The organism is Candidatus Pelagibacter sp. Uisw_121 (assembly GCF_047722545.1).
Lineage (GTDB): Bacteria > Pseudomonadota > Alphaproteobacteria > Pelagibacterales > Pelagibacteraceae > Pelagibacter.
On record NZ_CP159816.1, the window covers coordinates 190636 to 205005 of the forward strand.

General features: G+C 30.3%; 11 protein-coding genes, 1 tRNA gene and 1 pseudogene. 9 read left to right on the forward strand and 4 right to left on the reverse strand.

Going from position 1 to position 14370, the window contains the following annotated elements:
• Positions 1 to 3 precede the first annotated feature (3 nt).
• Positions 4 to 984 (reverse strand): RluA family pseudouridine synthase, encoded by a 981-nt coding sequence (locus tag ABXT52_RS01075; RefSeq protein WP_415272055.1) that lies wholly within the window; start codon positions 982 to 984, stop codon positions 4 to 6.
• A 23-nt stretch (positions 985 to 1007) separates the two neighbouring features.
• On the opposite strand from ABXT52_RS01075, the gene ABXT52_RS01080 reads away from it, so the two are divergent.
• Positions 1008 to 1084: transfer RNA gene (locus tag ABXT52_RS01080), tRNA-Arg, on the forward strand.
• Between the two features lie 16 nt (positions 1085 to 1100).
• On the opposite strand, the gene ABXT52_RS01085 is transcribed toward ABXT52_RS01080, so the two are convergent.
• Positions 1101 to 2033 carry an L-threonylcarbamoyladenylate synthase gene (locus ABXT52_RS01085; RefSeq protein ID WP_415272056.1) on the reverse strand — a complete coding sequence of 311 codons (933 nt, stop codon included), beginning with the start codon at positions 2031 to 2033 and terminating at the stop codon, positions 1101 to 1103.
• 20 nt (positions 2034 to 2053) lie between these two features.
• Here ABXT52_RS01085 and ABXT52_RS01090 point away from each other — a divergent pair, with 20 nt between their 5' ends.
• From ABXT52_RS01090 to dxs, 3 genes and pseudogenes are all read left to right on the forward strand, one after another.
• Positions 2054 to 2299, forward strand: a complete 246-nt coding sequence (locus ABXT52_RS01090; protein ID WP_415272057.1) for an exonuclease VII small subunit — start codon at positions 2054 to 2056, stop codon at positions 2297 to 2299.
• Positions 2289 to 3162: pseudogene (locus tag ABXT52_RS01095) on the forward strand (polyprenyl synthetase family protein). Before ABXT52_RS01090 ends, ABXT52_RS01095 begins: the two are co-directional and overlap by 11 nt.
• A complete protein-coding gene (gene dxs, locus ABXT52_RS01100) occupies positions 3162 to 5075 on the forward strand; it encodes a 1-deoxy-D-xylulose-5-phosphate synthase (protein ID WP_415272058.1) in 1914 nt (637 codons plus the stop codon). Before ABXT52_RS01095 ends, dxs begins: the two are co-directional and overlap by 1 nt.
• A gap of 11 nt (positions 5076 to 5086) precedes the next feature.
• Here the strand turns inward: dxs and aroC are convergent, their stop codons facing one another.
• The gene (gene aroC, locus ABXT52_RS01105; protein ID WP_415272059.1) at positions 5087 to 6169 is read right to left on the reverse strand and encodes a chorismate synthase; all 1083 of its coding nucleotides are present in this window, start codon (positions 6167 to 6169) and stop codon (positions 5087 to 5089) included.
• A 33-nt stretch (positions 6170 to 6202) separates the two neighbouring features.
• On the opposite strand from aroC, the gene pdxH reads away from it, so the two are divergent.
• Positions 6203 to 6829, forward strand: coding sequence for a pyridoxamine 5'-phosphate oxidase (gene pdxH / locus ABXT52_RS01110; protein ID WP_415272060.1), 627 nt, complete (start codon positions 6203 to 6205; stop codon positions 6827 to 6829).
• Here pdxH and ABXT52_RS01115 read toward each other — a convergent pair.
• Positions 6826 to 7839, reverse strand: a complete 1014-nt coding sequence (locus tag ABXT52_RS01115) for a polyprenyl synthetase family protein (RefSeq protein ID WP_415272061.1) — start codon at positions 7837 to 7839, stop codon at positions 6826 to 6828. The genes pdxH and ABXT52_RS01115 overlap by 4 nt on opposite strands.
• 112 nt (positions 7840 to 7951) lie before the next feature.
• Between ABXT52_RS01115 and ABXT52_RS01120 the strand changes: the two genes are divergently transcribed.
• The 4 genes from ABXT52_RS01120 to ppdK are packed head-to-tail and all read left to right on the forward strand — an operon-like array spanning position 7952 to position 14361.
• On the forward strand, positions 7952 to 8758 hold the full coding sequence (locus ABXT52_RS01120) for a S49 family peptidase (protein WP_415272062.1): 807 nt from the start codon (positions 7952 to 7954) through the stop codon (positions 8756 to 8758).
• The gene (locus ABXT52_RS01125; RefSeq protein WP_415272063.1) at positions 8748 to 9632 is read left to right on the forward strand and encodes a glycine--tRNA ligase subunit alpha; all 885 of its coding nucleotides are present in this window, start codon (positions 8748 to 8750) and stop codon (positions 9630 to 9632) included. Before ABXT52_RS01120 ends, ABXT52_RS01125 begins: the two co-directional genes overlap by 11 nt.
• Positions 9632 to 11698, forward strand: a complete 2067-nt coding sequence (gene glyS / locus ABXT52_RS01130; protein ID WP_415272064.1) for a glycine--tRNA ligase subunit beta — start codon at positions 9632 to 9634, stop codon at positions 11696 to 11698. Before ABXT52_RS01125 ends, glyS begins: the two co-directional genes overlap by 1 nt.
• The gene (gene ppdK, locus ABXT52_RS01135; protein WP_415272065.1) at positions 11698 to 14361 is read left to right on the forward strand and encodes a pyruvate, phosphate dikinase; all 2664 of its coding nucleotides are present in this window, start codon (positions 11698 to 11700) and stop codon (positions 14359 to 14361) included. The genes glyS and ppdK overlap by 1 nt, the downstream gene beginning before the upstream one ends.
• Positions 14362 to 14370 lie beyond the last annotated feature (9 nt).

The window sequence follows — 14370 nt, forward strand, 5'->3', positions numbered from 1 at the left end:
GTGTTATTTGCCAGTATTTCTGAGCAATACTAAAATATTTTCAAGTTCTTGTGGCAAAATTGAGGTAAAAGTCATCTCCTCATTAGTTCTGGGGTGAATAAACCCCAATGTGTGAGCATGTAGAAATTGTCTATCTAATTTATAAATTAAGTTTTCCAAATTAGTGTCAATATTTTTAAGTTTTTTATATTTTTTTTTATATTTGCCATCACCCATAATACTATTACCCATATGTGTCATGTGAACTCTTATTTGATGCGTTCTTCCAGTTTCCAATATACATTCCACTAAGCTTAATGTAGGAGTTTTGTCATTTTCAAAAATCTCAATTGTTTTGTAATTTGTGATTGCTCTTTTGCCTTTAGAATTACTAACTTCCATCATCTGTCTATTTTTTGAGCTTCTAGTTATAAACGTATCAATTTTACCAGATGAAGGCCTAAGTTTTCCCCAAATTAAGAGCTGATAAACTCTCGTAATTGTGTGTTCACTAAATTGATGTGATAAGTTTTCGTGTGTCTCGTTATTTTTAGCTATAACTATTAATCCAGAAGTATCTTTGTCTATTCTGTGCACAATACCAGGTCTTAACTCATCTCCAATTGTAGACAGTGAATCTTTATTATAGTGCATTAAGGCATTAACAATTGTTTCATCATAATTACCAGCACCTGGATGCATAATTATTCCAGCTGGCTTATCAATTACTAATAAATCATCATCCTCATAAACAATTTCTAACTTAAAATCATAAGATTTTAAAGAGGCTTCTTTTGGTTCTGGAATTTGAAGATCAATTTTATCACCAGTAGATATTTTTTTTGAAGGACTGTTAACGATTACATTATTTAATTTTAATTTTTCTTTAAGAATTAAATTTTTGATTCTAGTTCTACTAATCAACTCCTCTCTTTTGTTGACGAATACATCAAGTCGAAGGTTATTCTCATCTGTTTCAACTATTAAATTAATGTTTTTTTCCATAAAATGTAATATTAATACTATATGCGCTGCTAGCTCAACTGGATAGAGCACCAGATTTCGAATCTGGGGGTTATAGGTTCGACTCCTATGTGGCGCACCACAATCAAACTAGATATCTAATACTTTGATGCCCTCCGCAATCTATCATTTATAGCTTTACCAAGACCTTTATTGGGAATTTTTTCCACAGCAATTGATTTATAGCCTTCATTTTTTATATTTCTTAGACATGAGTAGAGGTTCTTTGCTGCTTCATCTAGGTTATTTTTAGTAGTTAAATAAAAATAATTTTTGAGTTTAGTTTTTTTTCTCTTAATCATTATAAAAGCTTCGTCATTTTTTGGTTTTGTGACATTCATTCGTAAAGGTATACCGGGAGAATAATGCAAGCGAGATTGACCAGGCGCTATTTTTTTCCTAGGATTAGTAGATGTATTTATCTTAAAACCTAAAGTTTTTTGAATTTTTAAAATATCTAGACCACCCAATCTTAGTATAGATGGCTTACCCACAAGATTAATTATTGTAGACTCTATTCCAATAGCGCATGTACCTCCGTCTAAAATGTATTTAATTTTATTACCAAATTCTTCCTTAACATCTTTTGCTTTAACGGCACTTACTTTTGTAGCGATATTAGCACTAGGTGCAGCTAATGGATAATCTAACTGTTTTAGTAAATTTCTAAATATTGTGTGTTTTGGAAATCTTACTGCTAAACTTTTCTTATTATTGGTAACATATTTAGAAATCTTAGAATCTTTCCTTAATTGTAATACGTATGTTATTGGGCCAGGAGAGAATTTTTTATAAAGTTTAATAAAATTATCATTTATTAGGCAATCTTTTTTAAGAGAATCGATATCGTGATAATGTACGATTAAAGGGTTGTTTTTTGGTCTTTTTTTTAAATTAAAAATCTTTTTTACTGCTGAATTCTTGTAAGCATTAGCTGCTAGACCATAAACAGTTTCAGTAGGTACGCCAATACAGTAATTTTTATTAAGGTATTTTTTTGCTTTTTTGATATTTGATTGATTGGATTTCATGTATTAATAATTATTATTATATGAAAGATAAAAATTTACCACCTGATAATAACACACAGTCCCTTGAGGAACTAACAAAAGAAGCAAATAATATTATTGAGTCTTTAGAGTCAGAAAAAGACTTACAGAATTCAATTGATTCATACCAGCAGTTATTAAAATTAAATAATACCATTGAAAAAAAATTCTATAAAACTTCAAAAATGATCAATGAAGAAACAAAAAAAAAAATTAACAATATAAGTTCAAAAAAAAATGCAAAATAAACTTGCTAGAATAGCAAAAGATACAAACTTATTTTTAAAGCGATTTATTAAAGGACAAAAAAGAACAGAATTAGTTGCAGCTATGGAGTATGGCTTATTTCCAGGTGGAAAAAAAATTAGATCAAAAATTTTAATTGACATAGGTGCTATATTTAAAATTAATTATAAAACATTAATTTCTATTGGTACTGCAGTTGAGTGTATTCACGCTTATTCATTAATACATGATGATTTACCTTGTATGGATGATGATAAAATACGAAGAGGAAAAATTTCTACACACATTAAATTTGGAGAATCAACAGCGGTACTTGCAGGAAACTCACTTTTAACAATGGCTTTTGAAATCTTGGTTAGTTCGGACTTAAAGATAAATGATAAAATAAAAGTAGATCTAGTAAAAAAACTATCTGAGTTTTCTGGACATTTAGGAATAGCTGGTGGACAGTATTTAGATCTTAGTTTTGAAAAAAAAAAAAATTTCTAAAAGTAAAATTATAGAGATGGAAATAAAAAAAACTGGTAAGCTTTTTAGCTTTTGTTGTGCTGTTCCAATTATTATTAAGAGAAAAAATGATAAACAAATAAAGTTTTTTGAAAATATAGGGTCCAATATTGGACTTTTATTTCAAATTGCTGACGATTTAATAGACTTTAAAGGCTCTACAGCCATTGCTGGTAAAATAACAGGCAAAGACAAGAAAAAAGGTAAAGCTACTTTAATCAGTTTACTAGGATATCAAAATGCTATTAAATATGCTGACAAAATTAAGTCTAAAATAATTAAAGATTTAAATAAATATAGTTCAAACACTAATAGTTTAAATGAAACCTTAGACTACATTCTAAAAAGAAATAAATGATGCAAGACTACAAATTTTTAAAAGATATTAATTTTCCTTCTGATTTAAGAAAATTATCAGAGAGTGATCTTCAAGAGGTTTCTAATGAGGTTAGAAAAGAGATGATTGATGCAGTATCTGAAACGGGAGGACATTTAGGTGCAGGTCTTGGAGTTGTTGAGCTAACTGTAGCCTTACATTACGTATTTGATACTCCAAATGACAGACTAATTTGGGATGTGGGCCATCAAACTTATCCACATAAAATTTTGACTGGAAGAAAGTCAAAAATTAAAACTTTGAGACAAGGTAATGGATTGTCTGGTTTTACAAAAAGATCTGAGAGTGAGTATGATCCATTTGGTGCAGCACATAGTTCAACATCAATATCATCAGCTCTAGGCATGGCGGAAGCAAGTAAGTTATCTAATAGATTAAATAATGTAGTTGCTGTCATAGGAGATGGTGCAATTAGTGCGGGTATGGCATATGAAGCGATGAATAATGCAGGTGCCTCAAAAACTAAAATGATTGTTATTTTAAATGATAACGATATGTCAATTGCAAAACCAGTAGGTGCGATGAGAACCTATCTAGCTAAGCTTTTAACAGGAAAAATTTATTTTAGTTTAAGAGAAACCTTTAAACTAATAGTTTCTGCTTTTTCCAAAAGATTTAGCGTGAAAGCTGGAAAAGCTGAGGATTTTTTAAGATCAGCTGTAACTGGTGGTACTCTTTTTAATTCTTTGGGTTTTTATTATGTTGGTCCAATAGACGGTCATGATTTGTCTGCACTTATACCAATTTTAAAAAATGCAAGAGACTCAAAGTATCAAGGCCCAATAATGATACATGTAAAAACTCAAAAAGGAAAAGGCTATTCTTATGCTGAAAAAGCCAGTGATCATTATCATGGTGTTTCAAAATTTAATGTTGTAACTGGAGAACAATTAAAAAGTGGAACAAATCTTCCAGCTTATACAAAAGTTTTTGCAAACACTTTAGTTAAGCATGCAGAAAGAGACAGTAAAATTATAGGAGTTACTGCTGCTATGCCAGGTGGAACAGGCATGGATATATTTGCTAAAGATTTTCCAAAAAGAATGTTTGATGTTGGGATTGCTGAACAACATGGTGTTACTTTTGCAGCAGGACTAGCAACGGAAGGTTATAAACCATATGTTGCAATCTATTCGACTTTTTTACAAAGAGCTTATGATCAAGTAGTTCATGATGTGGCCATTCAAAGTTTACCTGTGAGATTTATAATAGATAGAGCAGGCTTGGTGGGTGCTGACGGATCAACTCATGCAGGCTCATTTGATATTACTTATCTTTCTACTCTTCCTAATTTTATAGTAATGGCGCCAAGTGATGAAGCAGAACTGGTTAAAATGATAAATACTTCGATGACAATCAATAACAAACCTTGTGCTATTAGATACCCAAGAGGAACTGGCATTGGGGTGGAATTACCATCAATAGATGAGAAATTAGAGATTGGAAAAGGAAGAGTTATTCAAGAAGGGAAACAGGTTTGTATTTTAAGTATAGGAACTAGATTGGAAGAATGTAAAATTGCAGCTGCAGAATTAAAAAATAAAGGAATTGATTCAACGATAGTTGATGCACGTTTTGCTAAACCTTTAGACAAAGAGCTTATTTTAAAGTGTGCGAGAGAACATGAGGTTATGATTACTGTAGAAGAGGGGTCTATTGGAGGCTTTGGCTCTCATGTAGAAAATTTATTATCAGAAAAAGGTATATTTGATAAAGGTTTAAAATTTAGAACTATGATACTGCCTGACATTTTCATCGAACAAGATAGTCCAAAAAAAATGTATGATGTTGCTGGTCTTAATGCATCTCAAATATCAAAAAAAATACTAGATATTTTATTTACAAAAGATTCAATAAAAGTAGTTAAAAATTAAATTTAAAAAAATTAGCTACACTGAGCTTTGTTCATTAGATAATGGTCTAATAAAACACAATTCATCATTGCTTCCCCTACAGGAACTGCACGAATACCAACACAAGGGTCATGTCGACCTCTGACAGAAATCGTAGTATTTTTTCCAAACTTATCTATAGTTTTTCTAGTTGTTAAAATTGATGAAGTTGGTTTGACTGCAAATGAAACAACAATTTCTTGTCCAGTTGAAATACCACCAAGAATGCCACCTGCATTGTTAGAATTAAATTTTAATTTTTTACCTTTTTGTGAAATTTCATCTGAGTTTTGTTCTCCACTTAATTGTGCAGAATTCATTCCCGAACCAATATTAACACCTTTAACAGCATTAATACTCATCATCGCAGAGGCAATATCCATATCTAGTTTAGAATAAATTGGAGCACCAAAGCCAACAGGAACTCCTCTAGCTCTTACCTCAATAATTGCACCACAAGATGATCCAGACTTTCTTATATCTAACAAATATTTTTCCCAAAGCTTTAGCATATTTTTATCAGGGCAAAAAAAGGGATTTTTATTAATTGTTAGATCGTTCCATTTGCTAGTATCACATCCCAATATTCCCAGTTGAGTAACAGCACCTACAACTTTAAATTTTTTACCTAATTTATTCTCTAAAACTTTTTTAGCAATTGCACCTGCAGCAACTCTTGCAGCCGTTTCTCTTGCAGAGGATCTTCCACCACCACGATAATCTCTTATTCCATATTTTTTAAAGTACGTAAAATCAGCATGCCCAGGTCTAAATTTATCTTTGATATTTCCATAATCTTTTGATCTCATATCTTGATTGTAAATAATTAAAGAAATAGGCGTCCCAGTCGTTTTGCCCTCAAATACACCCGATAAAATTTGCACTTTATCATCTTCTTTTCTCTGTGTTGTAAATTTTGATTGTCCTGGTTTTCTTTTATCTAGCTCAACTTGAATATCTTGCTCTTTTAAGATTATATTTGGTGGGCAACCATCAACGACACAGCCTAATGCAGGACCATGAGATTCTCCCCATGTTGTGAAACGAAATTGCTTTCCAAAAGTATTAAATGACATTATCTATAGTATATAGATTATTTTGTTAAAATTATGAATCAAAAAAACTCATTAGGCCTTAATAAATGCTTTTTAGATAAAATAGATCCAATAGATTTATTTGAAGTTTGGATGAATGAAGCAAAAAAAACAGAATTAAACGATCCAAATGCACTAGCTTTAGCCACATCAGATCAAAATAATCGACCATCAATTAGAATGGTTTTATTAAAAGACTTTAACAAAGATGGATTTGTTTTTTATACCAATCTAAATAGTCAAAAAGGAAATGAATTAAAAAATAACCCGAAAGCATCAATGTGCTTTCATTGGAAAAGCCTTCTAAGACAAGTAAGAATTAATGGAATGGTACAAAAAGTTTCTAATGAAGTGGCAGATAAATATTATAACAGTAGAGGTTATGAGAGCAGAATTGGAGCATGGGCCTCAAAACAAAGCACTATATTAAATAATAGAGATGAGCTTTTAAATTCAATAGAAGAATATAAAAAAAAATATAGCAATAAAAATGATGTTCCAAGACCAGAGTATTGGTCAGGTTGGAATTTAATACCTTTAAGTATAGAATTTTGGTTAGATGGAGATAGTAGAATTCATGAAAGACTAAAATATACTAAAGATAATGAGAGTAACTGGACTAAATCTTTATTAAGTCCTTAAAAAGTTCTTTGTAGACTAAATGAAGTAAGACTTTCTAAAATCTTTTTTTCTTCACTATCTTTAAATACAGTTAAAGAATTTGATGCAAGATTAATAAAATGTTCAGCTTTTTTGTAGCATTCATTAATTATATTGTATTTTTTAATAAGTTTTAAAGTAAAATTTAAATCTTCATTTGACCTTGTTTCTTGTTTAAAAATATTTTTTAATTTATCTTTTTCTATCGATGATACATTTTGAAATAATAAAATGACAGGTAGCGTAATTTTACCTTCAAGAAAATCTTTACCAATTTTTTTACCAAAAAATTTTAGATCAGAATTGTAATCCAAAGTGTCATCAGCAATTTGAAATGTTAAGCCTAAGTTTTTTCCATAAAACTCTAGCGCTTCTTTTTCTTTTGTTTCTTTATGGGATAAAATTGCACCAACTTTAGTTGCTGCAGAGAAAAGTTCAGCTGTTTTTGCTGTAATAATCTTTAAATAGGTTTCCTCTAACATATCGACTTCACTCTTGTGCTGTAGTTGTAATACTTCTCCTTGAGCAATTTTTGATGAAGTTGAAGATAAAAGTTTTAAAACTTCAATGTTTCCATCTTCCACCATCATCTCAAAACATCTACTTAAAAGATAGTCTCCAATTAATACGGAGGAGTGATTTCCCCAAATTGAATTTAATGTTTCTTTACCTCTTCTAATATCTCCAAGATCAATTACATCATCATGCATTAAAGTAGCCCCGTGTATCATTTCTACACATGCTGCTAAATTAATATCTCGACCTCCTTTAGTGTAGCCACATAACTTAGCAGAACCAAGAGTTAATAAAGCTCTTAATCTTTTTCCACCCGTGTCAATATGATATTCGGTCATTTTTTGAACCAGATCAACTTCACTCAGGAGTTTTGATTTAATCTTTTCTTCAACTAAAACTAATTTTTCATCAACTGAATCTTTTAGTTGATAATATGAATTATTTATTTGGTTTCTTAGCTGAACTACAGTTCCCATAAAAAATAAGTTAGTATAATTAAGTTATATTTATTACTTATCAATTGACGCACCTTAATCTTCAACTATAAGTAGGCTTTATATTAAATCAAAAATTCTATAAGGATTAACAATGTTCTCTTTTTTTAAAAAGAAAAAAATAATAGCTCATATCAAGCTAAATGGTGTGATTGGAAATGCTGGAAAGTTTAAACAGGGCATAGATTTTGCAGGACAAGAAGAGATTATAGAAAAGGCTTTTTCTCTAAAAAAAGCTAAAGCAGTGGCAATTACAATCAATTCACCAGGTGGATCACCCGTACAATCGCATTTAATCTATAAATTTATTCGATCTCAAGCTAAGAAAAATAAAATAAAAGTAATAGTGTTTGCGGAAGATGTTGCAGCTTCTGGAGGATATTTAATAGCTTGTGCAGGAGATGAGATATATGCAAATTCAAGCTCAATTATTGGATCTATAGGAGTTATATATTCATCATTTGGATTTACAGAATTGATTAAAAAAATTGGTGTGGAAAGAAGGGTTCATACTGCAGGAAAAAATAAAAGCTCACTAGATCCATTTCAAGAAGAAAAATCTGAAGATATTGAGAGACTTAAGAATATTCAATTAGATTTACATAAGGACTTTATTAAAGTTGTAGAAGAAAGCAGAGGATCTAAACTTAAAAAAGATGGCATTGAATTATTTTCAGGAGAGTTTTGGGCGGGTAGTAAATCAAAAGAGCTAGGTTTGATTGATGGACTGGGTAATGCTAATGAAATTTTAAAAGAAAAATTTGGTGAAGATGTTGTTATCAAAAAATTTGAAAAATCTAAAGGTTGGTTAAGTAAAAAATTATCTTCTTCTAGCAATCAAATGGATCAACTAGCAAATATTTTAGAGGAAAGATCTATCTGGCAAAGATATGGCTTCTAGAGAAAAAATTATAAAACTTAAATTTCAATCATTTCAAGATACTATTTTGAATCTTCAAAAATATTGGGGTAAACATGGTTGTGTTATTCTTCAACCTTATGATATTGAGGTAGGGGCTGGAACCTTTCATCCTGCTACAACCTTAAGATCTCTAGGTCCTAAGCCATGGAAAGCAGCTTATGTTCAACCATCAAGAAGACCTACTGATGGAAGGTATGGAGAGAACCCAAATAGATTGCAGCATTATTATCAATTTCAAGTTTTAATAAAGCCATCACCAGATAATATCAAAAAACTTTATTTAAATAGTTTAGCTATCATTGGCATTAATCATAAAGAACATGACATTAGGTTTGTTGAAGATGATTGGGAAAGTCCAACATTGGGTGCTGCAGGGCTAGGTTGGGAGGTTTGGTGTGATGGAATGGAAATTACTCAATTTACATATTTTCAACAAATGGCTGGATTTGAATGTAAACCTGTTTCAGTTGAAATTACATATGGTCTTGAAAGAATTTGCATGTTCACTCAACAAAAGAAAAATGTTTATGATTTATTATGGAATAATGAAGGTATAAAATATGGTGATGTGTTTCTTCAAGCAGAAAAAGAATTTTCAGCATATAATTTTGAACACGCTAACACAGATAATCTATTCAAAATGTTTGATATGTTTGAGCTTGAAGCAAAAGCTTTGGTAGAAAAAAAAATTTCACTACCCGCATATGATCAATGTTTAAAAGCAAGCCATACATTTAATATATTGGATGCAAGGGGAGTTATAAGTGTCGCCCAAAGAGCAGGTTATATAGGGCGTATAAGAGACATTACAAAAGCAGTTGCAGAAAGTTGGTTAAGCAGTCGAACAGATTAATGTCAGAATTTTTTATAGAGCTGTTTAGTGAAGAAATACCAGCTGGTTTACAGCGTAACTCACGTAATGTTTTATTAGAAAATTTTCAAAATTTATTTGAAGAAAAAAAAATTTTATTTAAAAAAAGTTCATCATTTTCAACACCAAATCGTCTTATAATTTTATTTGAGGGTCTATCTAAAGAAATAACCCAAAAAGCTGAAGAGGTAAAAGGACCAAATGTTAATGCGCCAGATAAAGCTGTAGAGGGTTTTTTAAGATCAAGTCAAATAGATAAAAAAGATCTCTTTATTAAAAAGATGGAAAAAGGAGAATTTTATTTTTTTAAGAAACCTTCAAATAAAACTAATACAATAGATTTATTACAAGAATATACACCTCTAATCCTTGATAAATTACAGTGGAAGAAATCCATGATTTGGGGAAATTATAATCTTAGTTGGGCGAGACCACTAAAGTCTATTTTAGCAGTTTTTGGTAATAAAAGTTTAGATTTTAAATTTCATCATTTAATATCTTCCAACACAACATTTACCGATAAAGAGTTTGAAGATAAAAAAAAAATATTTAAAACTTTTAAAGGCTATAAAGACTTCTTCAATCAATCAGGTATAATTATAGACCACGTATTAAGAAAAGACTTTATTATTAAAGAAATTGAAAAAATATCTAGTAAAAATAATTTTATTGTTGAAACTAATAATAAACTTTTGAATGAAGTCACAGATATAGTTGAGCAACCGAATATTATAGTATGCAAATTTGATCAGAAATTTTTGAATATTCCAAAAGAAATTTTGATAATTACGATGCAATATCATCAAAAATATTTTCCAACATTTGATAAAAAAGGAAAAATTACCAATGAATTTTTAGTTGTGGCAAATAATAATGATGAAAAAGGTTACATTAAACTGGGTAACGAAAGAGTTGTAGAGGCAAGATTAAGTGATGCACAATTCTTTTGGGAAAAAAATAAATCTCAAAATTTAGTTAAGCAAGTTTCAAAATTAAAAAGTATGAATTATTTTAAAGGTCTTGGATCTTATTTTGATAAAATTCAAAGAATGAGAAAGCTTGGAGGAATGATTTCTGATGAGCTATTGATAAGCAAAGATCAAGTTGAGTTATCAGCATCTATTTGTAAAGTTGATTTAATTTCTGATATCGTTGGTGAATTTCCAGAGCTTCAAGGAATTATGGGTGGACATTTTGCTAGAGTGCAAGGTTTTGATAAAGAAATAGCACTAGCTGTAAGTGAGCATTATCAACCAACAGGTCTTGATAGCAAAACCCCAAAGAAACCATTTAGTATTGCTTTAGCTTTAACTGATAAGATTGACACTCTGGTAGGATTTTTCGGAATTGATCAAAAACCTACAAGTTCAAAAGATCCTTATGCACTGAGAAGATCAGCATTAGGAGTTATAAAATTATTAATTGATAATAATAAAGAATTTAAAATTAAAGATCTTATTAGTTATTCAGCTTCTCTACATAGGGATCAAGGCTTTAAACTTTCAAATGATTTGTCTCAAAAAGAATTAGCAGAGTTTTTAATGGACAGATTAAAATATTATATGAAAGAAAAGAAAATTAGAACAGATATCACTGAAGCTAGCATAAACTCATATGGAATAGACCATATGAATAAAATATATAAAAAAGCTTTAACTTTAAATAATTTAATAAAAGAAGAAATTGGTGAAGATGTAATGGCAAGCTACAAAAGAGCATCAAGTATACTGGAAAATGAATTAAAAAATAGTGATCTTGAACTGTCAAATACAACTGACCCTGGTATTTTTAAAAATGATTATGAGAAAAATTTATTAAAAAAGATTAATGAATTAAGGAAATATTTTACAAATATAAATAAAGATGAAAATTATGTGGAATCACTTATGAATTTAGCAGGTGCCAAAAAAGTGATTTTTGATTTTTTTGACAATGTAAAGGTTAATGATGAAGATAAAAGTATCAAAAAAAACAGATTGGAACTTTTACAAATGTTATGTAGAACCTTTGATAACTACATAAACTTTTCAAATATTGAGACCAAATAGTGAATAAATTAATTTTGAACTTTAAGTCTAAGGATTTAAAAAAAATAAAAAACCCAAAAAATTTTTTGGGTGGAAAAGGTGCAAACCTTTCTGAAATGGGAAGAATAGGTTTGCCTGTTCCACCGGGATTTACCATCTCAACTAAAGTGTGTGAATTATTTTATAAAGATAAGAAAAAGTTAAATTCACAAATAGTTAGTACTATAAAAAAAGAATTAAAGATTATTGAAAAAGAAGTTGGGAAAAAATTTGGCGATTTAAAAAATCCGTTATTACTATCTGTTAGATCTGGTGCTAGAGTTTCTATGCCGGGTATGATGGACACAATTTTAAATTTAGGTTTGAATGATAAAACAGTAATTGCACTTGCAAATAAAACTTCCAATATGAGATTTGCAAAAGATAGCTACAGAAGATTTATCCAAATGTATGGAAATGTTGTAATGGAAGTTGAAGGTTATCATTTTGAAGAATTAATCGAAAATTACAAACTAACTAAAGGTGTTTTACTTGATACAGATTTAGATGAAAATGATTGGGAAGGGCTAATTAATGATTTTAAAAAAGTTGTTAAGGATCAGACTAAAAAAGATTTTCCTCAAAATGTATATGAGCAATTACTTGGTGCAATTAGTGCGGTATTTTTATCTTGGGAAAGTAATAGAGCAAAAGTCTACAGAAAATTAAACCAGATCTCTTCAGAATGGGGAACAGCAGTTAATGTTCAGTCTATGGTGTTTGGTAATATGGGTGATGATTGTGCAACTGGTGTTGTCTTTACAAGAAATCCATCAGATGGTGTTGATGAAGTTTATGGTGAATATTTAATTAATGCTCAAGGAGAAGATGTTGTAGCAGGAACAAGAACTCCTCAGTATATAACCAAAAAAGCAAGAAAAGATGCAAAGGTAAAAGAAGCTTCAATGGAAGAGTCTATGCCAAAAGTTTTTAAACAACTGGATAAAATTCTAAAAGTTTTAGAAAAACATTACAAAGACATGCAAGACGTAGAATTTACAGTTGAAAATAATAAATTGTGGATGCTGCAGACAAGATCTGGAAAGAGAACTTCAAAATCTGCAGTTAGAATTGCAGTAGATATGGTTAAGGAAAAATTAATTTCAAAAAAAGAAGCAGTGATGAGAATAGACCCAGCTTCTTTGGATACTTTATTACACCCCACATTAGATGAAAGAAGTTCGGTAAACGTTATAGCAAATGGATTGCCTGCTTCACCTGGTGCCGCTAGTGGCAAAGTTGTTTTTTCATCAGAAGAAGCGGAAAGATTAAACGACATGATGCAAAATACTATTTTGGTAAGAGTTGAAACATCCCCAGAGGATATTCATGGAATGCATGCTGCTAAAGGAATCTTAACTGCTAGAGGTGGAATGACTAGCCATGCTGCAGTTGTTGCAAGAGGCATGGGCAGACCTTGTGTATCTGGCTCTAGTGAAATTGATATTAATTATGAAGCTAAAATTTTTAAAACATTATCTACCGAAGTTAAAGAGGGAGATATTATTACAATTGATGGTTCAACAGGTAGAATTATTTTAGGAGAGGTGCCAACAGTTAAACCAGAAATTTCTGGAGATTTTTCAAAATTAATGAGTTGGGCTGATGGTTTCAGAAAATTAAAAGTTAGAACTAACTCAGAAACACCACTTGATACAAAAACAGCGCGAGACTTTGGAGCAGAAGGCATTGGTCTTTGTAGAACAGAGCATATGTTTTTTGATGAAGAAAGAATTTTGTCAGTTAGAGAAATGATTTTATCAAAAACAGTGCATGATAGAAATAAAGCTCTAGCAAAGCTTTTACCCCATCAAAGAAAAGACTTTGTTGAAATATTCAAAATTATGAATGGCCTACCAGTTACTGTAAGATTGTTAGATCCACCATTGCATGAGTTTCTTCCTAAAACTGAAAAAGAAATTAATGACGTTGCAACTGCTGTAAGTCTTCCTTTAAAAGAAATCAAATCTAGAATTAATGAACTACATGAGCAAAACCCAATGTTAGGACACAGAGGATGCAGATTAGGAATTTCGTTTCCAGAAATTTATGAAATGCAATGTAGAGCAATCTTTGAAGCTTTGTCTGAACTTAAAATAAAAAAAATTAAATCGGCATTTCCTGAAATTATGATTCCATTAGTATCAACAGAAGCTGAAATTAGAATAATGAAAGACTTAGTTGTAAGAGTTGCAAAAGAAGTTCAAAAAGATAAAAAAGTTAAAGTTGATTATTTAGTTGGAACCATGATTGAGTTACCAAGAGCAGCCATCAAAGCAGATGACATAGCAAAACATGCAGAATTCTTTAGTTTTGGTACAAATGATTTAACACAAACGACATTTGGCTTAAGCAGAGATGATAGTGGTAAATTTTTAAATGATTATATTGAAAATAAGATATTTTCTATTGATCCATTTGTGTCAATTGATGATGGAGTAGGTGATTTAGTTGAAATTGCTGTAGAAAAAGGCAGAAAGCAAAATAAAAAAATTAAACTTGGAATTTGTGGAGAACATGGGGGTGATCCAAAAAGTATTCATTTTTGTGCAAAAGCAGGTTTAGATTATGTTTCTTGCTCACCATATAGAGTTCCAATTGCAAGATTAGCTGCTGCTCAAGCAGAGTTGTCTAAAAAAAAGTAATATTGTTGA

What these genes read in the sequence shown, in the direction of transcription:
- glyS (WP_415272064.1), top strand. Translation starts at nt 9,632, where the DNA reads ATGTCAGAATTTTTTATAGAGCTGTTTAGTGAAGAAATACCAGCTGGT.
- aroC (WP_415272059.1), bottom strand. Translation starts at nt 6,169, where the DNA reads ATGTCATTTAATACTTTTGGAAAGCAATTTCGTTTCACAACATGGGGA.
- dxs (WP_415272058.1), top strand. Translation starts at nt 3,162, where the DNA reads ATGCAAGACTACAAATTTTTAAAAGATATTAATTTTCCTTCTGATTTA.
- ABXT52_RS01125 (WP_415272063.1), top strand. Translation starts at nt 8,748, where the DNA reads ATGGCTTCTAGAGAAAAAATTATAAAACTTAAATTTCAATCATTTCAA.
- pdxH (WP_415272060.1), top strand. Translation starts at nt 6,203, where the DNA reads ATGAATCAAAAAAACTCATTAGGCCTTAATAAATGCTTTTTAGATAAA.
- ABXT52_RS01085 (WP_415272056.1), bottom strand. Translation starts at nt 2,033, where the DNA reads ATGAAATCCAATCAATCAAATATCAAAAAAGCAAAAAAATACCTTAAT.
- ABXT52_RS01090 (WP_415272057.1), top strand. Translation starts at nt 2,054, where the DNA reads ATGAAAGATAAAAATTTACCACCTGATAATAACACACAGTCCCTTGAG.
- ABXT52_RS01120 (WP_415272062.1), top strand. Translation starts at nt 7,952, where the DNA reads ATGTTCTCTTTTTTTAAAAAGAAAAAAATAATAGCTCATATCAAGCTA.
- ABXT52_RS01115 (WP_415272061.1), bottom strand. Translation starts at nt 7,839, where the DNA reads ATGGGAACTGTAGTTCAGCTAAGAAACCAAATAAATAATTCATATTAT.
- ABXT52_RS01075 (WP_415272055.1), bottom strand. Translation starts at nt 984, where the DNA reads ATGGAAAAAAACATTAATTTAATAGTTGAAACAGATGAGAATAACCTT.